The sequence below is a fragment of the Acinetobacter sp. YH12235 genome, assembly GCF_013417705.1.
Classification (GTDB): domain Bacteria; phylum Pseudomonadota; class Gammaproteobacteria; order Pseudomonadales; family Moraxellaceae; genus Acinetobacter.
The window spans coordinates 1-21,224 of sequence record NZ_VPDL01000027.1; the positions used below are offsets into that span (position 1 = coordinate 1).

Here is a 21,224-nt window from a genome sequence, read left to right on the forward strand (position 1 = left end):
TCTGCCTGTTTCAAGATGGACATGATCTGACTGTCAGTAAATTTAGATGTTTTCATGCAGAATCTCCTGCTCGTATCTTAAGAGAAAATTCTACTTTTAGATCCTATTATTTTTAGGGGGGATTACCGGTGAAACAGTCAGACGGTCAGCGAAGAAGTCATAACCCAGTTCAGCATAAGCACCGTATTTAAACAGATCAGCTTTATTGGATTCTTTCACCGAATCAAGCCCATCAGTCACAGTACGGTTAAACTCAACATCACCGAAACCAAGCTGCACATTACCTGAAACATATACACCCTTGTCAGATTGCCATTTTGCATAAGCGCCCAGACCAGTTACATCAGTTTCAGTTGAAGCATCAGCCAAAATGTTGGTGACGGATCTTGAATTGCGATCCCCGCATTGGTCAGGTCTTCAGCCGTGATCGTACCATTCTGATAATCCTGAATGTATTTAAATATCTTTTGGACAGAATGTTGCAGATATGCATTCTTTTGAACATCAAGATCAGCAATCTCGATCCTTACCTGTTTAGTAGGCGCAGCGTTATCCACAACATTAAATTTAGCTTTGTCATAGGTATAAGCAAGCGTAGTCGGTGTAGTACCGCCATTAGTCGGGGGTGTATTCACTGTTGTAGAGGATTTTGCACCACCACATGCAGTCACCATTATAACAACTACCGCCAAAGAAAGAGCTGTTGTAATTGTCTTCATCTTAGTTTTCATACCCCTTATCATCTTTAGTTATCAAGCTATTTTTAATTTAAATTAAGGTCTTATGAGTGATAAAAACACTCATGAATTACCATAGAGGAATTAATTAAGTATTTGTAAAATAATGATAAATTATTATCAGGTAAAAGAATTATTATTTTCAATGAATTTTATAGATATTTTATAGCAGGTATTTAATTGAAATACCTACTATTTTCTAAAATTAATCAATTGAGAAATGTATTATCCCAACTCATTTCTAATATTATTCACCATATGTAATAAACGTGGTGCAATATCATTTTTGATTTTCTCTTCATTGAGGAGGAAACTTGGACCGCCGCAGTTAAACACCAGTAGACCATGCTGTTCATGGACAAAAGGAACTGCAACCGAATTGACATCCTTATGCCATTCACCGATTGAAAAGCAGAAACCATATTCCTGATAGTCTTTAAATGACTTCTCCAGATCTTTTTGGATCTGTGGCCATTCTTTAGCATGTTTACGGCGAATCGCATCAAGTAGAAAATCACGCTCATCTTCTGGCATTGCAGCCAGACAGGCACGCCCCATTGAACTTAAATGAATCGGCAAATGGGTTCCTACCTGACGACGCATGGTGACATTGCCTTTGCCCTGCACCACATCCAGATAAATCATATTCAGACGGTCACGGGTTGCCATCGCAACAGCTGCCTCAGCATAGTCCGCCAGATTTTTCATTAATGGATGTGCAACTGAACGTAAGGATAAATTCGACAGCATCGAATAACCAAAAGACAGTACGCCGACTGAGAGCTGAAACTTGCTCGAATTCGGAACCTGCTTTAAATATCCTAAACGGGATAAGGTATGGGTTAAACGGGTAATCGTCGGTTTAGGTAGACCTGTCATCTGTGACAGTTCCTGATTGCCCAGATGCTGATGTTTTGGACTAAAGCAGCGCAGTAACTCCAGACCACGTGCTAAAGCTGTAATAAATTGACGGTCATTTTCATCCTGCATATCTTCGATCGGATGCAATAACTCATGGCGCAAAGGCGCAATTAATTTTTCTTCCGACTGATCGGTTTCAGGTACATCATCAGACATGTCTTCACCGTCCTTCAAATTCATAATAAGTGTTTCGCATTGCGAAATTATAAATAATTATCTTGTATATAGCAAAGAAGCAACTTTGATTAAGTTGCTTCTTTATTGGACTTATGGGTTTTCTTTTTGATTAACCAACAATACCTTGAGCTTTTAGGGCCTCTAGTTTTTCCTCATCCACGACACGTGAAAGAATTTCATTCGTATGCTCACCTAACATTGGTGGTGCTTTACGATATTCCACTGGTGTACGCGATAATTTAATTGGTGAACCAATCACCGTTAATTTTTCTTTTAACGGATGGGGGATCTCAACCAGCATATTACGCGCTTGCACTTGTGGTTCCTGGAAAGCTTGTTCAAGGTTATTAATCAGGCCTACCGGAACTTTCACTGCATGAATTGCTTCTACCCAATGCTTCGCAGTATTGCTTAAGAAATGTTTGGCTAGCAGCTCTGTGATTTCTGCACGATGCTGAATACGCAGTGCATTGGTCACAAAACGTGGATCTTGCGGTAAATCTGGCAAACCAATTGCAGCGCTCAAGGCTATAAACTGTTTGTCATTACCACAGGCGATGATGAAATCCTGATCCGCAGCACGGAATACTTGGTAAGGGACAATATTGGCATGTGCATTACCATAACGACCCGGGATTTTTCCCGAAGCCAGGTAATTCATACCCTGGTTTGCGAGTAACGCCACTTGTACATCCAGCAATGCCATATCAATATGCTGACCGAGACCAGTCACATGGCGGTTTAACAAAGCCGCCTGAATGGCAATGGTCGAGTACAAACCCGTGGTCAAATCCGCAAAAGCCACACCGACTTTTTGTGGTCCGCCCCCCGGTAAGTCATCTTTCTCACCAGTGACAGACATTAAACCGCCCATCCCCTGGATAATGAAGTCATAACCTGGTTCAGGTGCACGAGGGCCAGTTTGACCAAAGCCAGTAATTGAGCAATACACCAGTTTCGGATTAATCGCGCTCAGGCTTTCATAATCCAGACCGTATTTTTTCAAAGAACCCGCTTTGTAATTTTCAATGACCACGTCAGAATCTACAGCCAGTGCTTTGACCAGTTCCTGACCTTCAGGCGTTGAAATATCAATCGCAACTGACATTTTATTACGGTTGGCTGACTGGTAGTACGCCGCTTCACGTGTATTTTCACCATGGTCATTTTTCATCCAAGGTGGTCCCCACATACGGGTATCATCACCCGTTTTAGGACGTTCAACTTTAATCACTTCAGCGCCTAAATCCGCGAGGATTTGACCACACCAAGGACCTGCAAGTACGCGACTTAAATCCAGTACGCGAATACCCTCTAATGCACCCATGTGTTTTTCCTTTGTTATACGCGTTCGATGACCAGTGCCAGGCCTTGACCTACACCGATACACAGACTAATCACAGCATATTTTTTGCCGCTACGCTGCAATTCACGAGCAGTGCTGAGCACTAAACGAGCACCTGATGCACCTAATGGATGACCAACTGCAATTGCACCACCATTTGGATTGACACGTGCATCGTCAAATGCCACATCTAAACCTTTTAGACATGCTAAAACTTGAGATGCAAATGCTTCATTGATTTCAATGATATCCATGTCATCCAAAGTCAGGTTGGCACGTTTTAATGCTAGTTTGATCGCATCAACCGGACCGGCGCCCATAATACGTGGTTCAATACCCGCAGCCGCTGAAGCGATGATTTTCGCCATTGGCTGGATGCCCAGTTTTTCCTGAGCGGCTTCAGAACCAATGATTAGCGCTGCTGCACCATCATTGACACCAGAAGCATTACCCGCAGTCACTACACCGCCTTCAAACAGTGGACGTAGTTTCTGTAGCGCTTCCAAGTTAGAAGATGGACGTGGATGTTCGTCTTGATCGACCAGTTTTGGGGGCAATTTACGGCCTTGTGGCACTTCAACACCCACGATCTCGTCAGCAAAGAAACCTGCCTGTTTAGCTGCTTCATATTTGGCTTGTGATGCTGCAGCAAACTGGTCTGCATCTTCACGGGTTACACCGTATTCTACTGCTACATTATCGCCAGTTTGCGGCATGGTGTCATTGCCGAACTGTTTTTCAATGGCAGGGTTCGGAAAACGTGCGCCGATGGTTGAATCGAATACTTTAAAATCACGGCTAAATGGTGTTTCAGATTTGGCAAAGACAAACGGTGCACGAGACATCGACTCGACACCACCTGCAAGGAAGATATCCCCTTCATTACAAGTAATTGCACGAGCAGCATCAATCACCGCAGCCAAGCCAGAAGCACATAGACGGTTCACAGTTTGTGCTGGCGTTTTCACATCCAGACCCGCTAATAACGTTGCATGACGTGCAATGTTACGACTGTCTTCACCCGCCTGATTGGTATTACCCAGAATTACATCATCAAAAATATCAGCAGCTAAATTATGCTTCTCTACCAGTGCCTTAATCACATGTGCAGCAAGATCATCTGGACGAACCTTTGCCAGGCTACCTGCATGACGACCAAATGGCGTACGTAATCCATCATAAATATATGCATTTAACATGAGTTTGATTCCTTAAACTGCTGCAGTGTGAAGAAGAGAAAGTTTTAAACGGGCACGGCGTTGTACCCATGGACTTGGACGGTAACGCTGGTCACCGGTATTTGTCAGGATACGTTCCAGGATCAACAGGATACGTTCTGCGCCCAAAACATCACCCCATGAAATTGGTCCATGTGGGTAGCCCAGACCAAGTTTTACTGCTTTATCGATATCGGCTGCAGTTGCGATTTGTTGTTGGGCAATATCACAAGCCAGATTCACGACCATTGCCAATACGCGCTGTGCGACAAAGCCAATACTTTCAGCAATTACCGATACGCCATGACCATTTTTAGCAAACAATGCATGTGCCTGGTCGATATAGGCTTTTTGAGTTGCAATCGAAGGCATGATGGTACGGTGCTTGGCAAAATCAGTCAGCATATCGATGCTGATTGCACGAGTCGCATCGACATCAAAACGAAGCGCTGCAGTCGTGGTGTCTTCACCATAAGTGGCCAATAGAATCAGACTGTCAGCTGCCGGAGTTTCTGCACTGTCGATAACCAGACCTTGCTCACGGATATAGTCACGCAAGATACTGGCATCCTGTTCAAGATCTGCTTTGATCCAGACCGGGCTGAATTCAGTTACTTCAGGCGCAATCTGAGCCGGAGCTTCATTGGTCTTTTGACCATCCTGATACTTATAGAAACCTTCACCGACTTTACGACCGACTTTTTTACCAGCCAGCATTTGACGGGTTAAAGCGCTTGGACGATAACGATCTTCCTGATAATACTGGTTGAAAATCGATTCCATCACTGGATGAGAAACATCCAGTGCAGTCAGGTCAAACAATTCCAGTGGTCCCATACGGAAACCGGCACCTTCACGCAGAATACGGTCGATTTCAGAAACAGAAGCTACACCTTCACCCAGGATTTTTAGTGCTTCAGTACCATAAGCACGGCCGGCATGGTTAACAATAAACCCAGGCGTGTCTTTGGTACGCACACCGAAGTGCCCCATACGTTGTGCCAGTTCGAGTAGATCTGCAACGACCTGTTCATCTGTTGCTAGGCCAGCAATCACTTCGACAATTTTCATCAAGGGCACTGGATTAAAGAAATGGAATCCAGCCATGCGACCTTGATGCTCAAGGTTGGATGCAATAGCAGTCACTGAAAGTGATGAGGTATTGGTTGCCAGAATGGTTTCTGGAGATACGATACTTTCCAGCTGTTTAAATAAACCTTGCTTGATGTCCAGATTTTCGATGATGGCTTCAACCACCAGATCAACACCAGCCACTTCTTCAATGCTATTCAGGATTTTGAAACGTGCCAGAGTTGCATTCAGAACTTCTTCAGTAAATTTACCTTTGGCTTGCAGCTTTTCAAGCGTAGCTTTAAGTTTAGCCAAACCTGCTTCTGCCGCACCTGCTTTGGCATCGAATAAGCGCACTTCCAGACCTGCCTGGGCTGCGATTTGCGCGATACCCATGCCCATTACACCAGTACCAATGAGCGCCATAGATTGAATGGTCATGTCTTATTCTCCAGTGTATTGTGCAGGACGTTTTTCAAAGAACGCATTCACGCCTTCTTTCTGATCTTTGGTATCAAATAAAATCTGGAAAGCTTTACGTTCCAATGCCAAAGCACCTTGTAAAGATTGATCTTGGCCAAGATTGGTCACTTCTTTAATTTGCTGCACTGCAATTGGAGAGAAAGATGCAATGGTTTGAGCAATTTCAATGGCATGCGTAATAGTGTTTTCATCTTCCACGACTTCAGAAACCAAGCCCATACGCTCAGCTTCAGCAGCTTTCACCAGTTTACCGGTGAGTACCCAAAGCATGGTTTGATATTTACCAATCGCACGCAGTAAACGTTGTGTTCCACCTGCACCCGGCATCAAGCCCAGTTTTACTTCAGGCTGACCAAATTTGGCATTTTCACCGGCAATGATGATGTCGGCATGCATGGCCAGTTCACAGCCACCACCGAGTGCATAACCATTCACAGCCGCAATAATCGGTTTCGGACAGTCAGTAATACTTTGCCAGTACTGTTCAGTATGGCGTAAATACATTTGTGCTGTGGTTGCAGTAGTGAAATCTTTAATGTCTGCTCCCGCAGCAAAAACCTTTTCACCGCCGGTCAAAACAATGGCTTTTACAGCATCTAATTTTGAAAGGTATTGAAATGCTTCAGAGAGTTGCTGACGTAATTCCAGGTTCAAGGCATTACGTGCTTCCGGGCGATGGATTTGAACAATCGCGACGCCATCTTCCTGTACAGTCAATTTTAAAATTTCAGTGCTTTCCATAATCTTCTCATTTCGCACAGCGGTATTTAATTAACAATATACATAAATTTCGTTCAAAGTAAACTATTCAAATTTGAACAAAAAATATTTTATAACGCCTTAAAAATAGCATTAATCAAACTAAATCAATTATTTAAATCTAATTTTAAAGCAAAACATATATATCGCACAGCGAAATATACTTTCGTATATATTGATCCTTGTTTTAATTTTAATTAGTATCCGCATAAATTTAGCTTAGTGATGAGTTTTTATTCACATTGGACAAGATGTGGACAGAACGAAATCCTAGATACGGAGTTAGGACATGATTCGTGATCAGGAAACCTTAGACCAGTTGGTAGATATGATTCGCCAATTTGTAGAAGGCGTATTAATCCCAAATGAAGAAATTGTTGCAGAAACGGATGAAATTCCTGCAGAAATCGTGCAACAAATGAAAGAGTTGGGCTTATTTGGTTTAACCATTCCTGAAGAATATGACGGTCTTGGCCTGACCATGGAAGAAGAAGTCTATATCGCTTTTGAACTGGGCCGTACTTCCCCTGCTTTCCGCTCATTGATTGGTACGAATAACGGTATCGGCGCATCTGGCCTGATCATCGACGGTACTGAAGAGCAAAAACAGCACTTCCTGCCAAAACTGGCTAGCGGTGAAATCATTGGCTCGTTCTGTTTGACTGAACCGGATTCAGGTTCTGATGCAGCATCTTTGAAAACCACTGCTGTGAAAGATGGCGATGAGTACATCCTGAATGGTACCAAGCGCTTTATTACCAATGCCCCACATGCGGGTGTGTTCACGGTAATGGCTCGTACCAACCCAGAATTGAAAGGCGCTGCTGCCATTTCAGCGTTCATCGTTGATAGCAAATTACCAGGTATTTCACTGGGTAAACGTGACAAGAAAATGGGCCAAAAAGGCGCACATACCTGTGACGTGATCTTTGAAAACTGCCGTATCCCTGCATCAGCTTTGATTGGCGGTGTAGAAGGCGTTGGCTTTAAAACTGCGATGAAGGTTCTGGATAAAGGCCGTATCCACATTGCCGCACTAAGCGTGGGTGCTGCAACCCGTATGCTGGAAGATTCATTGCAATATGCCGTTGAACGTAAGCAGTTCGGTCAGGCGATTGCCAACTTCCAGTTGATCCAAGGCATGCTGGCAGATTCTAAAGCTGAAATTTATGCAGCGAAATGTATGGTGCTTGATGCAGCGCGTCGTCGTGATGCCGGCCAGAACGTAAGTACTGAAGCATCTTGCGCAAAAATGTTTGCAACAGAAATGTGTGGCCGTGTCGCTGACCGTGGTGTGCAAATCCATGGTGGCGCGGGCTACATCAGTGAATATGCAATTGAGCGCTTCTACCGCGATGTGCGTTTATTCCGTCTTTATGAAGGAACCACGCAGATCCAGCAAGTCATTATTGCTCGCAATATGATTCGCGAGGCGACTCAGTAACAAGTTTGGCCTGATCAACTCTCCTTGCGATCAGGCCTTTTTTATAGGTAATGGATGATGGCTATAACGAATACAATTTCAAAAATTGGCCCAAATACCTGGAAAATCGCATTTATCTTTGCATTCCTCGCCCTGCTGGTCGATGGTGCGGATTTAATGCTGCTTTCCTACAGCTTAAACAGTATTAAAGCTGAATTTGGCCTAACCTCTGTGGAAGCTGGGATGCTCGGAAGCTTTACCCTTGCAGGTATGGCAGTTGGAGGTATATTCGGAGGGTGGGCTTGTGATAAATTCGGTCGTGTACGTACCGTCGTTGTCTCAATCCTTTTATTTTCGGCATTGACTTGTGGTCTTGGTTTTACCCAAAGCTTTGCTCAATTTGGTGCATTACGTTTCTTCGCTTCTCTTGGATTGGGTTCTTTGTATATTGCATCGAATACTTTAATGGCTGAGTACGTACCAACTAAATATCGTACAACTGTTTTAGGTACATTACAGGCTGGCTGGACAGTTGGCTATATCGTTGCGACCTTGCTTGCGGGCTGGTTAATTCCAGATCACGGCTGGCGCATGCTGTTCTATGTGGCTGCAATTCCAATCGTAATGGCGATCCTGATGCACATCATGGTTCCAGAACCAGCTGCATGGCAAGAAAACCGCTTCAAAAAAGTTGAAGTGACTGACAAACCTGCTGAGTCGACCTGGAAGCTGATTTTCCAGGATAAGAAAAACCGCAACATGTTTATCTTATGGGCTTTAACTGCTGGTTTCCTTCAGTTTGGTTACTATGGCGTTAATAACTGGATGCCGACATACCTTGAAAGTGAACTCGGTATGAAGTTCAAGGAAATGACTGCCTACATGGTCGGTACTTATACCGCGATGATTCTCGGTAAAATCCTTGCAGGCTTAATGGCAGATAAATTCGGACGTCGTTTTACTTATGCCTTCGGTGCAATTGGTACAGCGATCTTCCTGCCATTGATCGTATTCTATAATTCACCAGACAACATTCTATACTTATTGGTGATCTTCGGTTTCCTATATGGTATTCCATATGGTGTGAATGCAACATATATGACTGAAAGCTTCCCAACCAATGTACGTGGTACAGCAATTGGTGGTGCATATAACGTCGGTCGCTTGGGTGCAGCGATTGCGCCAGCTACGATTGGTTATCTGGCAACTGGCGGTTCGATCGGTTTAGGCTTCCTGGTCATGGGTGCAGCATACTTTATCTGTGGTCTGCTCCCTGCACTGTTCATCAAAGAAAAACTCTACGATCCTCAAAAATCTTAATCCGTTTTAGAAAAAGCCTCCTAGGAGGCTTTTTTCATAATCAATTCCCAACTTTCTATTTAAAAACTTTTTCACTGTGGTAAAATACCGCTAAGCGAAACAGGATTTCTTATTATGGAAGATATTTCTAGAGAATCGATGGAGTTTGACGTTGTGATCGTAGGTGCGGGTCCTGCCGGCCTGTCTGCTGCAATCAAGATCCGTCAACTTGCAATTGAAAACAATTTAAATGATCTGTCCGTTTGTGTCGTAGAAAAAGGCTCCGAAGTCGGTGCACATATTCTTTCGGGTGCTGTGCTTGAACCACGTGCCATGAACGAACTATTCCCGAACTGGAAAGAAGAAGGTGCACCTTTAAATGTACCAGTGACAGAAGACAAAACTTTCTTCCTTCTTTCAGATGAAAAATCACAAGAAGCACCGCACTGGATGGTGCCTAAAACTATGCATAACGATGGTAACTACGTGATCTCACTGGGTAACGTGGTGCGCTGGTTAGGCCAGAAAGCCGAAGAGCTGGAAGTATCGATCTTCCCGGGCTTTGCTGCTTCTGAAATTCTGTATCATGAAGATGGTACGGTGAAAGGTATCCAAACCGGTGACATGGGTATTGGTAAAGATGGCGAACCGACGCATAACTTTGCGCCGGGTTATGAGCTGCATGCCAAATACACCATCTTTGCTGAAGGCTGCCGCGGTCATTTAGGTAAACGCCTGATCCAAAAATTCAATCTGGATAAAGATGCTGATCCACAGCACTACGGGATCGGCATTAAAGAACTTTGGGAAATTGATCCTGCCAAGCATAAACCAGGTCTGGTAATGCATGGTGCAGGCTGGCCTTTATCTGAAACCGGTTCTTCAGGTGGCTGGTGGTTATACCATGCTGAAAATAACCAGGTGACATTAGGCATGATCGTGGATCTTTCTTATGAAAATCCACACATGTATCCATTCATGGAAATGCAGCGCTGGAAAACCCATCCACTGATCAAACAGTATCTGGAAGGCGGTAAACGTATTTCTTATGGTGCGCGTGCCGTAACCAAAGGTGGTTTTAACTCCCTGCCGAAATTCACCTTCCCGGGTGGTTCTTTAATCGGTGATGATGCCGGCTTCCTGAACTTTGCCAAGATCAAAGGCTCACACACTGCCATGAAATCCGGCATGTTGTGTGGTGAAGCGGTATTTGAAGCGATTGCTGCCGGTGTAAAAAAAGGCGGTGACCTTGCCGTTGCACGTGTAACTGAAGGCGAAGACTTCTTCGTAAAAGAGCTAACTGCTTATACAGACAAGTTCAACAACAGCTGGTTAAAAGAAGAGCTGTACAGCGCGCGTAACTTTGGCCCGGCAATGCACAAGTTTGGTCAATGGATGGGTGGTGCATTCAACTTCATCGACCAGAACGTATTCAAAGTGCCATTCACCCTGCATGACCTGGTTCCTGACTTCAGCACGCTAAAAACGGTTGATGCAGTGAACTTCAAGCCGAACTATCCAAAACCGGATGGTAAGCTGACGTTTGACCGTCTGTCTTCTGTGTTTGTATCGAACACGGTGCATGAAGAAAACCAGCCTGCGCATTTAAAACTGACCGATGCTTCGATTCCAGTAGATGTCAACTTACCAAAATGGGATGAGCCTGCACAGCGCTACTGCCCGGCGGGTGTTTACGAAATCATGGAAAATGATGACGGTTCAAAACGCTTCCAGATCAATGCAGCGAACTGTGTACACTGCAAGACCTGTGACATCAAAGATCCATCTCAGAATATCACCTGGGTAACACCGGAAGGTGGCGGTGGTCCGAATTACCCGAATATGTAGGGTAATTTGTGTGAGTAAGAAATCTTTTTCTTGTTCATATACCCAATTTTGAAGCAGTTATAACTAACACTTCACTTTAATTTTTTAGGTAATCCCAGTTCCCTAGGGAGCTGGGATTAAAAATAATCAAGAATAAAAACAGATTCACGTCTTTTTCGCTGACTTGCTGCTTAGACCAGCTTATTGACTGTGAAATACTGTGCCTCAGTAGAAAACCAACACCTTATCTAGTCATTTTTATCCATATACGTTGTCTTTAATTAAAATTAATTGCCTGAATATACAAACACTTTAGTCGTATTCCTCTTTGGTTCTTCCTATTCAAAATGCTATTGTACAAAAAGTTTCCAATTTCTCATTTTCTAATCACGATCTAGTTTCATGACTTATAAACTGAATGCCCGACATCTGGTGCTAGACCTGCTCTATGCCTCACATAACTCTACTGTTAGCATCAAACAGATGTTATGTGCAGCAGATTTATTAGGAATCTCTGACAACAGCTTGCGGGTTGCAGTCGCACGACTCAATCAGGATCAGATCATTCAGTCAGTAGAACGCGGCATTTATCAGTTAATTGAAAAAAAATTTGATACTTCTTTTATCAGCCTGAACAAACATCCCAATATGCAGACCGCTACGGCTTGGGATGGTAAGTACATTCTGGTTTATACCGGTGCTTTGGGGCGAGTAGATCGTACGGCCTTATCTAAACGGGAAAAAGCCCTGCGTTATTATGGATTTCAGGAACTGGAACAGAATGTGTTTATCCGCCCGGATAATTTACAACTTGGTTTGAATGAGCTTAAATCAGCAGCCGTCAAGTTTGGTCTGGATCAAGGCGCACGATTTTTTCAGGTCAGCGAGATCGATCAGCACACTCATGTATCTGCACTTTGGGATATTCATGGCCTGCATCAAACTTATTTGAATATCAGTCAGGAAATTGAACAATGGTTTGAAAACCATCAACAGTTATCCTTGGCTGAATCAGCTAAAACTGCCTTTTATCTGGCAAAATCTGCTGTATTTAGTCTGCGTGCAGATCCGCTATTGCCTGAAGAATGGCTAGACGCTCCAGCCCGACAAAAGTTTGAACTGGCTGTACGGCGTATGGAAGAACAAGGCCAGCAGTTATGGCAGCAATATTTTCAGCAGCAAGGCGTATAATTTATTTCCTATACAATAACAAAAATAAATTGACTGTAATATTTTAATTCAAATATAGTGACAAGAAATACAAGAACTAGATCAAGGCAGAATAATGAACAGTAAAGTGAGTGTCACAGAGCTATTTAGCCGTGAAGAAATCAAAGAGCTGACCACCCCATCCGACTTACAGGGGGCTCTGGCAGTAGGCTCAACTTGGGCTGTGATTGTTTTGACCTTTGGCACAGTCGCTTATAGCTGGGAATATTTACCAGTCTGGGGAAAAATATTGATATGTGCCTTGGCATTAGCCATTCTGGCAGGTCGTCAGCTGGCTATGGCCATTTTAATGCACGATGCCTCACACCACAGTCTGTTTAAAACCAAGTGGCTAAACACACACTTCACTGACTGGTTGTGCGCCCGTCCGATCTGGAATGAGGTCGGTAAATATCGTCCTTATCATTTGAAACATCATGCCCGCACCTCTCAACCTGATGATCCAGATTTAGGTTTGGTGAAAAACTTTCCAATTACTAAACAATCATTATTTAGAAAATTCTTTAGAGATTTAAATGGTCAATCCGGCCTAAAATTTCTGGCTGGCCGAGTCTTGATGGATTTAGAACTTCTGGAATGGAGTGTTTCCAATGATCCGAAACCAATTCCTCGTGGTAATCGCAGTAACTTGGAACTGGCAAAGAATCTGTTAAAAAATAGCTCGGGCATGCTGATTTCTAATGCTGCCCTATTTTCTGCACTTTGGGCCAGCGGTCATCCGAAACTTTATTTATTGTGGCCGTTAGCTTATATCACTCCTTTCCCACTCTTTATTCGTATCCGGGCAATGGCTGAGCATGCTGGTCTGGAAACTAGCCATTCTGCTTTAACTAATACCCGTACCACCCGTGCAGGATGGCTAGCGCGTGCTTTCGTTGCACCGATTCATGTAAATTATCATATTGAACATCATTTAATGGCCTCTGTTCCACATCAAAATCTGCCCAAAATGCATCAGATGCTGCGAGAGCGCGATTACGTGAAAGCGCCACCCAGTTATAAAGATGTAATTGTGTCATTATTAAAAGGCTAAAATTAAAAGATCGAAGTTTAAAAATACATTATAGGTGATAGCAAAATTCCTCAAACTTTATGTTGATGGCTTTCTTTATGCCTAGAATGCTCATGAGAGTGGGCTGATTGCCGATGCTGTTCCGGGGGACAATCTTCTGCTTCAATTTGTAATGTCATCTCGGTAATGTGATGTTCATGGTGCAACATCTCGAATGCCTCCTGATGCAACTTTTTATAGTCAACGTCTGGCGCAACCAAATGCACGGTTAGCATGACTTTCTTGGAAGTAATCGCCCAGACTTTTAGCTGATGAATATCTTTAACACCGTCTAGCGCCAGTAGGTCATGGCGCAGTTTTTCAATATCGATTTCATCGGGAACTCCTTCCAGCAGAATATTGATGCTCTGTTTCAATAAAATCCATGTCCGTGGAATGACCCAGAATCCGATCATGACCGCAATCACGGTGTCAATCCACATCCAACCGCTGAAATAGATGATGATTGCGCCAATAATGACACCCACCGAACCTAGTGCATCACTCAGTACTTCCAGATAAGCCCCTTTAATATTCAAGCTTTCCTGACTGCTAGAAACCAGAATTTTCATGGAGATCAGGTTAATGACCAGTCCAAGTATGGCGACAATCAACATGCCCAGACTTTCAATTTCAGGGGGATGGCTCAGGCGCTGGTAAGCTTCGAACAAGATATACATCGCCACCAGAAATAGCATAATCGCATTAAACAAAGCTGCCAGAATTTCAAATCGCTGGTAGCCAAAGGTACGTTTATCATCTGCGGGTTTTTGCCCGATCTTAATCGCAGCCAGTGCAATCGCCAATGCAGCGGCATCGGTAAACATATGTGCTGCATCAGAAAGCAAGGCCAGACTCTGAGTCATAAAACCGGCAATAACTTCTACAATTAAAAAGGCTGTCGTTAGGGCTAAGGCGATGGACAGTTTTTTGGCATTCTTGGCACTAACTTCTACATGACTATGATCATGATGATGTGATCCACCCACCTTATACTCCTTTTCATTTGAATCTGATTCTAAGTTTTAGCTACTTCTTATTACCTATACTTTCTATACTACGCTTGCTCTGCTGATATTTAAGCAATTTTTTGTATAACTTGGCTCTCTTTTAAAATATCCATGTCTATTCATTAAGCAAACTTAGTACTTAAATTATTAAATTAACCTCTCTACCGGACATAGAATCAAAACTCAGCATGAGTCCTCAATTTTTCATTTTCCAAAATCCAGGACTGCACTGAAGATCGCTGAAAATTACGCTGGATATAGGCCTGAATCTTTTCGGGAAGCTCAACATCATGACTAAGCAGACGATGCAGCATAAAGGCTAGATCAAAGTCTGCAATTGACCATTGTTCGGTGAGCCACAACTCTTCAACTAAAATTTCTGTGATTGCCAGTAAGCGCTGAATATCCTGCATGGTTTCAGCCGATGCGATTAAAGGCCTTTTAGGTGGAACAAAGATCGAAGTTGAAAGCATATCCTGCCGGATAGAGGAAAAATCAGTTTTAATCAAAGCCTGAACGGCGCGACATTTTGCTCTGGCTTTCATCTCTGCAGGATATAAAGCACGATAATCCGGTGCCGGAAAAGCATCTTCCAGGTATTCAGTAATCGCCCACGATTCAAATAAATGAAAATCATCAATGATCAGACAAGGGACTTTGCCACTCGGACAAATTTTACGATAAGCTAAAGATTGCTGTTCCAGCAGATCCAGATCGATCATTTTTTCCTGAAAGTTGAGTCCTTTCTCTTTTAGAGCCACATAAACCGACATGGTATAAGGACTGATACGTTTTTTATCGACATATAAGCAGATATTGTGCATTTTTTATCCTGCCTCTTATGATTATCCACTGCTTTCTACTCTAACGCCTTTTTTATAGAAAAGGAAAATATCGCTGCATATTGATACAAAGCGGAGTTATAGTCTTACATAGGATTGCCGATTCGGATGAATCACCTACCTAAGGCTAAATCACCGGATTAAAAAGACTTCTAATTTTTTGCAGAATAACGTTAAATAAATATTTTCCATTTAGACCTGACTGCTATGCTGAACCTTGATCACTTCCCCGATACCGTATATGCCATTCAACATCTGGCTTTTGAAGACCTAGGTGCCTGGGAAGATGTATTTTATCAGTTGGGATTACGTGTTCGCTATTTTGAAGCCGGTATTGATGACCTGCGTAAAGCGTATGAATATAAAGGTCTGACAATTATTTTAGGGGGTCCAATTGGTGTTTATGAAACGGAGGACTACCCTTTCTTACAACAAGAAATAGACTTACTTAAAGTGCGTTTAGAAAAGAATTTACCCACTTTAGGTATTTGTCTGGGTGCTCAACTCATGGCTCATGCACTCGGTGCTAAAGTCTATGCAGGACATAGCAAAGAAATTGGCTGGTCTAAACTTAGTCTTCCAGCCACTGAGAATAATCCACTACAAGCCTTGGAAAATATTGAAGTGCTACATTGGCATGGCGATACTTTTGATCTGCCTAAACAGGCTGAATTATTAGCCAGTTCCAATCTCTATCCAAATCAGGCTTTCCGGATAGGATCAAATATTCTGGCTCTGCAATTTCATCCTGAAGTCGCTGGCGATAGCCTGGAAAAGTGGCTAGTTGGTCATACCTCTGAATTACGTCAAGCTAAAATTAATATCCCAGTTCTTCGGGCAGCCAATCTTCAATTTGCACCTGTACTGGAAGGCACTTCTAAAGCTGTCCTAGAGCAATATCTGACTCAGTTAAAAATAGTATCTTGAGCAAAGGTACTGGATAAATATTTATAATTAAAAGTTTGCAAAATAGATTAATGGAATCATAGCTAAGATTTTTTAGTTTAGATAGATGCCGATTCTGTTTCATAATTCATCTATTGGCCCAATAAAAAAGCACCTTTATAAAGGTGCTTTTTTATTTTTATGCAGAATGGAAATAAATCTTATTTCTTTGCAGGTTCTGTAGGAATGGTCGCTTCAGTGGTGATCTGAACAGTAATCTTGTCACTCACATGCGGAACATTCGCGCCTAAGCCGAATGCAGAACGGTCAAATGATGTTGTGGCATTGAAACCAATTGCCGGAACTTTTGCCATTGGATGTTCACCCTGTTTATTTAACACGGCATCCAATACCACTGGTTTGGACACGCCTTTAACGGTTAAATTACCGGTAATCTTGAAGTTCTTTTTGTCCTTGGTTTCTACCTTAGTACTTTTGAACGTAATATTTGGATATTTGGCTGCATCAAAGAAATCTTCTTTCTTTAAATGGTCATCCAGTGCAGTTACGTTGGTATTAATACTAGAAACTGGAATGGTCACATCTACAGAAGATTTTGCTGGCTGTTCATTGTCGACCACAATTTTACCCTGAATATCAGAGAAATTGCCTGATGGCGTAGAAAACCCAAAATGGTTCCAGCTAAATACCGTCGCAGTATGACTCGGATCAATTGTATAAGTCACCGGTTTTGCAAAGCTAAAAGTTGCAATAGATGCGGCTACCAAGCCTAAAGTTAATGTTTTCAAATTCATGTTGTTATCTCTCGTCTGAATTAACTTCAGTTTATAGAATCTTGAACCGTTTACATCCCTAAAGATAAAACGTTTTGTTGCAACTATGAAACGATAAAATTGTAAATTCTCGTGTAAATCTAAGCATTTAAGACATACGATACTGGATAAATCCGGTTTTTTTGGCCACTTTATCATAGAGCAATCTGGCTTTATGGTTCGATTCATGGGTCAGCCAGTACACCCGATCACAATTACGCTGCTTTGCTACATCATAGATATGCTGAATCAGTACACGTGCTATGCCCTGCCCGCGATAATCCGGATGAACAAATAAATCCTGCAAATAGGCATAAGGACGCATGGTCCAGCTACTGTCATGCTCAACCACATGAACTAGCCCGACTACTTTTCCATCAATCAGTGCAGCAAAACCATACATATTGTCCTGTCCAGGACTAGTGAGCTTGGCCCAGGTATTTTCACTGATTTTTTCTGAAATTTGCGCCTCATAAAAGGTTTGATAGCCTTTCCATAAAAACAGCCATTCCGGCTGTGATATTTGCTCTAGAGATTTGATCTGGATCTGGGATGATATTTCCATATTGAGTAACTTCTTTGGTTTATGTCTTTAATTATCTTTAAGTCAATTATTTACGATATGAGTCATTAGGTTTTTATGATGGCACGAACTTAGATTTATCTCATCTAATGTTCATAAGCAACTGTCAGAGGAAATCATCCGACATAAAAAAAGCCCCATTCAGGGACTTTTAGTATTTTCTGTTAAAGTTTTTCAACCAGAATACGATCCACCTGTTTCAAACCAGAATGCTTTTCATGGTTCTTACGACGTACTTTAATGATTTTTTCTTCAGCCATTTCCTGAAGTAATAGCTCAACCGCAACCATTGCTTCAAGGGGTAGATCCTGCCCGATCCATTTCTGCTCGCCTGCATCCATTAAAGTAATTTCATCACTAATTTGTTCATACAAGCTCATGTTTATCTCACTCTTTCATTTCAATTATGGGAGAACACTTTTTAGCGGTTGCCACATGAAAACAAGGCTAGAAAGCGGAAAAACAAAAGACGCCCCAAAACTGGGGCGCCCTTAAAAAACGACTTAATCAGTTGATTAAGCAGTAATCTCTTTTACAGCTGCTACAACAGCTTCAGTTGTAATGCCGAAGTGTTTAAACAGGTCTTTAGCAGGTGCAGATTCGCCATAAGTGGTCATGCCGATCACACGACCATCCAGACCTACAAATTTCCACCAGTAATCTACATGTGCAGCTTCAACCGCTACACGTGCACGAATATTTGAAGGAAGAACCGCTTCACGATACGCAGCATCCTGTTTCACGAACTCTTCAGCACATGGCATAGATACCACACGTACACCTTGAAGCTGTGCATAAGCTTCCATTGCAAGAGAAACTTCAGAACCAGTCGCAATGATGATCGCTTTCAATTCGCCTTTTTCTTCAGCCAGAACATAACCACCTTTCGCTACATTCTCAATTTGTGCTTGAGTACGCGTTTGGAATGGCAGGTTTTGACGAGAGAAGATTAACGCTGTTGGGCCTTCTGAACGCATCAAAGCAGATTTCCAGGAAATCGCTGCTTCAACAGTGTCGCATGGACGCCATGTATTCAGGTTTGGTGTACCACGTAAAGATGCGATTTGTTCGATTGGCTGGTGTGTAGGACCATCTTCACCCAGACCGATTGAATCATGAGTGTAGACATGAATCACGCGTTGTTTCATCAGTGCAGACATACGTACTGCATTACGTGCATATTCCATAAACATCAGGAATGTTGCTACGTAAGGAATGAAACCTCCGTGAAGAGCAACACCATTGGCAATCGCAGTCATACCAAATTCACGTACACCGTAGTGAACATAGTTACCTGCTGGATTGTCCTGTACGCCTTGTGCACCTTTCCAAAGTGTCAGGTTAGAACCTGCAAGGTCAGCAGAACCGCCTAGTACTTCTGGTAGTGAAGGCACAAGAGCTTGTAACGTATTTTGGCTCGCTTTACGTGTAGCAATGGTTTCTTCTTTTGCATTTACTTCAGCGATATAAGCATCCGCTTTTGCAACAAAGTCAGCTGGAAGATCACCAGAAAGACGACGTTTTAATTCAGCTGCTTCTGTTGGATATTTTGCTGCATAAGCGGCAAAAGTTTCATTCCATGCTGCTTCAGCTTGTGAACCTTTATCTTTGGCATCCCAAGCTGCGTATACATCCTCAGGAATGACAAATGCTTCGTCTGACCAGCCTAAAGCTTCACGAGTCAATACGATTTCGTCATTACCCAAAGGTGCACCGTGACAGTCTTCTTTACCCTGTTTGTTTGGTGAACCTAAACCGATCACTGTTTTACACATGATGATGGTTGGTTTATTCACTTCAGCTTTTGCTTCAACAGTGGCTTGACGGATTGCATCAGCATCATGACCGTCAACTTTGATCACTTGCCAGCCATAAGACTTGAAGCGTTGTTCTGTATCGTCAGAGAACCAGCCTTCAACTTCACCGTCAATCGAAATACCGTTGTCATCATAGTAAGCAATCAGCTTACCCAGACCTAAAGTACCTGCCAAAGAACATGCTTCGTGAGAAACACCTTCCATCAAGCAGCCATCGCCCAGGAAGCAGTAAGTGTAGTGATCTACAACTTTGATATCTTCCTTGTTGAATTGCGCTGCTAAAGTTTTTTCAGCCAGTGCAAAACCAACAGCATTTGCGATACCTTGGCCTAATGGGCCAGTGGTTGTTTCAATACCCGGTGCATAGCCCAATTCTGGGTGACCTGGAGTTTTAGAATGAAGTTGACGGAATGCTTTAAGATCTTCAATTGAAAGATCATAGCCCGTTAAATGAAGAAGTGCGTATTGAAGCATAGAGCCATGGCCATTCGACAATACGAAACGGTCACGGTTAGCCCAATTCGGATTTGTTGGGTTATGGTTTAAGAATTCGCGCCAAACCACATCAGCGATATCTGCCATCCCCATTGGAGCACCTGGATGTCCTGAGTTTGCTTTTTGCACAGCATCCATTGCCAATACACGAATTGCGTTTGCAATACGACGTTCATTAAGCGGGGTTGTCATAAATCAGCGTCCAAATAAATTCAGAAGAAATAGGAAATGATGAAAAGACTTTCAAAACTGCCGTCTATTGTCTTAAAAAAACAGCGAGGGGTAAAGACTAGCCTACAATATTTATCAATTTATTGATCTTGTATTTACCTATCGGATAAATATTCTGCACTTTTAAGGTGCATTGATTGACTAGAGTCTAAGTTAAATTCTAATAAGATGATAAATCTGGGATTATTCTTAACTATTTTTTATAAATTAAACTTTTACAATATGTTGAATTCCTCTTCAGGATACCTCCAGCTAGGAGTCAAAACAGAAGATCCAGACTTAAATAAGTGATCTTTTTCCAGTCCATAAAAATGCATATGTGAATATCTAATGTCTGCCCAAGATCATCAGACATGAAAAGATAAAGGTTGAAGTTCAATCAGGCTAGTCGATACCACGAAAATCATTGTCCTCGGCAATCTTTAGGTAAATAACGCTGACTGATATCGCTCGAAGAACAACTGCCGCCATAGACATCAAAGGCGATGGATTTGCCACGGATTGCCGTATCTATCCCATCCTGCCGTAGCTTAAATTCAATCCGGCAAGCTGCATTGATCACGACTTTTTCAATATATTGGGTTCCGCTGCCAATTTGACGGCCTGCATCACAGTGACCATCAGAGGCAATAAATTGAGTTCGATAGCTACCTGCCTGCTCAAAAACCTCTGCTAGTTGGCTTCGCACGACATAACTGTGATAACTCATGCCTGCTACTGTCGCCAGAATGGCAATAATTGTGAATACAATCATGACTTCAATCAAGGTAAACGCCTTTTGATACATGCTTTTCCATCTCCGTACAGTCTTTTAAACAAGTCCATACCAAAAGATTTCGCCACTTCCTGACAGGCGGTTTCTGAAGGCTTGAAGCTACTATGCAGAGTCGTACTATTTGCAGCAAGGCTGTCTGTCGTATGATCAATACACCCGCCTTAAGTTATTAATAGAATGATCACTTTCCTTAATATTTTAAACACTCTAATT

Annotated in this window: 20 protein-coding genes; 6 read left to right on the top strand and 14 right to left on the bottom strand. The window is 42.6% G+C overall.

Annotation, left to right across the window (positions count from 1 at the left end; all coding sequences use genetic code 11):
- Nucleotides 1-96: 96 nt before the first annotated feature.
- From FTV13_RS12835 to FTV13_RS12865, 7 genes are all read right to left on the bottom strand, one after another.
- On the bottom strand, nucleotides 97-369 hold the full coding sequence (locus FTV13_RS12835; RefSeq protein WP_180012229.1) for an autotransporter outer membrane beta-barrel domain-containing protein: 273 nt from the start codon (nucleotides 367-369) through the stop codon (nucleotides 97-99).
- Nucleotides 339-719, bottom strand: coding sequence for a hypothetical protein (locus FTV13_RS12840; RefSeq protein WP_125278366.1), 381 nt, complete (start codon nucleotides 717-719; stop codon nucleotides 339-341). Before FTV13_RS12840 ends, FTV13_RS12835 begins: the two co-directional genes overlap by 31 nt.
- A 243-nt stretch (nucleotides 720-962) precedes the next feature.
- Nucleotides 963-1,814 carry an IclR family transcriptional regulator gene (locus FTV13_RS12845; RefSeq protein WP_004786244.1) on the bottom strand — a complete coding sequence of 284 codons (852 nt, stop codon included), beginning with the start codon at nucleotides 1,812-1,814 and terminating at the stop codon, nucleotides 963-965.
- A gap of 130 nt (nucleotides 1,815-1,944) precedes the next feature.
- Nucleotides 1,945-3,162, bottom strand: a complete 1,218-nt coding sequence (locus FTV13_RS12850; RefSeq protein WP_179993439.1) for a CaiB/BaiF CoA-transferase family protein — start codon at nucleotides 3,160-3,162, stop codon at nucleotides 1,945-1,947.
- Between the two features lie 14 nt (nucleotides 3,163-3,176).
- A complete protein-coding gene (locus FTV13_RS12855) occupies nucleotides 3,177-4,379 on the bottom strand; it encodes a 3-oxoadipyl-CoA thiolase (RefSeq protein WP_179993440.1) in 1,203 nt (400 codons plus the stop codon).
- 12 nt (nucleotides 4,380-4,391) lie between these two features.
- Entirely contained in the window at nucleotides 4,392-5,909 is a 1,518-nt protein-coding gene (locus tag FTV13_RS12860; protein WP_179993441.1) for a 3-hydroxyacyl-CoA dehydrogenase, read from the bottom strand.
- A 3-nt stretch (nucleotides 5,910-5,912) separates the two neighbouring features.
- Entirely contained in the window at nucleotides 5,913-6,692 is a 780-nt protein-coding gene (locus FTV13_RS12865) for an enoyl-CoA hydratase (RefSeq protein WP_004786253.1), read from the bottom strand.
- Nucleotides 6,693-6,999: 307 nt separating this feature from the next.
- On the opposite strand from FTV13_RS12865, the gene FTV13_RS12870 reads away from it, so the two are divergent.
- The 5 genes from FTV13_RS12870 (at nucleotide 7,000) to FTV13_RS12890 (ending at nucleotide 13,522) form a co-directional block, all read left to right on the top strand.
- On the top strand, nucleotides 7,000-8,154 hold the full coding sequence (locus tag FTV13_RS12870; protein WP_166135179.1) for an acyl-CoA dehydrogenase family protein: 1,155 nt from the start codon (nucleotides 7,000-7,002) through the stop codon (nucleotides 8,152-8,154).
- Between the two features lie 57 nt (nucleotides 8,155-8,211).
- A complete protein-coding gene (locus tag FTV13_RS12875) occupies nucleotides 8,212-9,453 on the top strand; it encodes an MFS transporter (RefSeq protein ID WP_004786258.1) in 1,242 nt (413 codons plus the stop codon).
- A 114-nt stretch (nucleotides 9,454-9,567) separates the two neighbouring features.
- Nucleotides 9,568-11,280, top strand: coding sequence for an electron transfer flavoprotein-ubiquinone oxidoreductase (locus tag FTV13_RS12880; RefSeq protein WP_180012231.1), 1,713 nt, complete (start codon nucleotides 9,568-9,570; stop codon nucleotides 11,278-11,280).
- A 381-nt stretch (nucleotides 11,281-11,661) separates the two neighbouring features.
- Complete coding sequence (locus FTV13_RS12885) at nucleotides 11,662-12,450, top strand: PaaX family transcriptional regulator C-terminal domain-containing protein (protein WP_005235191.1); 789 nt, start codon at nucleotides 11,662-11,664, stop codon at nucleotides 12,448-12,450.
- 94 nt (nucleotides 12,451-12,544) lie between these two features.
- Complete coding sequence (locus FTV13_RS12890) at nucleotides 12,545-13,522, top strand: fatty acid desaturase family protein (protein ID WP_180012233.1); 978 nt, start codon at nucleotides 12,545-12,547, stop codon at nucleotides 13,520-13,522.
- A gap of 50 nt (nucleotides 13,523-13,572) precedes the next feature.
- Here the strand turns inward: FTV13_RS12890 and FTV13_RS12895 are convergent, their stop codons facing one another.
- Together FTV13_RS12895 and yfcF are read right to left on the bottom strand one after the other, a co-directional pair.
- The gene (locus tag FTV13_RS12895) at nucleotides 13,573-14,529 is read right to left on the bottom strand and encodes a cation diffusion facilitator family transporter (RefSeq protein ID WP_180012235.1); all 957 of its coding nucleotides are present in this window, start codon (nucleotides 14,527-14,529) and stop codon (nucleotides 13,573-13,575) included.
- Between the two features lie 197 nt (nucleotides 14,530-14,726).
- Nucleotides 14,727-15,374 (bottom strand): glutathione transferase, encoded by a 648-nt coding sequence (gene yfcF, locus FTV13_RS12900; RefSeq protein WP_179993381.1) that lies wholly within the window; start codon nucleotides 15,372-15,374, stop codon nucleotides 14,727-14,729.
- 225 nt (nucleotides 15,375-15,599) lie between these two features.
- Here yfcF and FTV13_RS12905 point away from each other — a divergent pair, with 225 nt between their 5' ends.
- Complete coding sequence (locus tag FTV13_RS12905; protein WP_179993380.1) at nucleotides 15,600-16,319, top strand: glutamine amidotransferase; 720 nt, start codon at nucleotides 15,600-15,602, stop codon at nucleotides 16,317-16,319.
- A gap of 179 nt (nucleotides 16,320-16,498) precedes the next feature.
- On the opposite strand, the gene FTV13_RS12910 is transcribed toward FTV13_RS12905, so the two are convergent.
- From FTV13_RS12910 to FTV13_RS12930, 5 genes are all read right to left on the bottom strand, one after another.
- Nucleotides 16,499-17,092, bottom strand: a complete 594-nt coding sequence (locus FTV13_RS12910; RefSeq protein ID WP_179993379.1) for a YceI family protein — start codon at nucleotides 17,090-17,092, stop codon at nucleotides 16,499-16,501.
- A 127-nt stretch (nucleotides 17,093-17,219) separates the two neighbouring features.
- The gene (locus FTV13_RS12915; protein WP_179993378.1) at nucleotides 17,220-17,675 is read right to left on the bottom strand and encodes a GNAT family N-acetyltransferase; all 456 of its coding nucleotides are present in this window, start codon (nucleotides 17,673-17,675) and stop codon (nucleotides 17,220-17,222) included.
- Nucleotides 17,676-17,857: 182 nt separating this feature from the next.
- Nucleotides 17,858-18,073 carry a hypothetical protein gene (locus FTV13_RS12920; protein ID WP_004786275.1) on the bottom strand — a complete coding sequence of 72 codons (216 nt, stop codon included), beginning with the start codon at nucleotides 18,071-18,073 and terminating at the stop codon, nucleotides 17,858-17,860.
- 135 nt (nucleotides 18,074-18,208) lie between these two features.
- On the bottom strand, nucleotides 18,209-20,197 hold the full coding sequence (gene tkt, locus FTV13_RS12925; RefSeq protein WP_179993377.1) for a transketolase: 1,989 nt from the start codon (nucleotides 20,195-20,197) through the stop codon (nucleotides 18,209-18,211).
- A gap of 442 nt (nucleotides 20,198-20,639) precedes the next feature.
- Nucleotides 20,640-21,023 carry a prepilin-type N-terminal cleavage/methylation domain-containing protein gene (locus tag FTV13_RS12930; protein WP_179993376.1) on the bottom strand — a complete coding sequence of 128 codons (384 nt, stop codon included), beginning with the start codon at nucleotides 21,021-21,023 and terminating at the stop codon, nucleotides 20,640-20,642.
- Nucleotides 21,024-21,224: the final 201 nt, after the last annotated feature.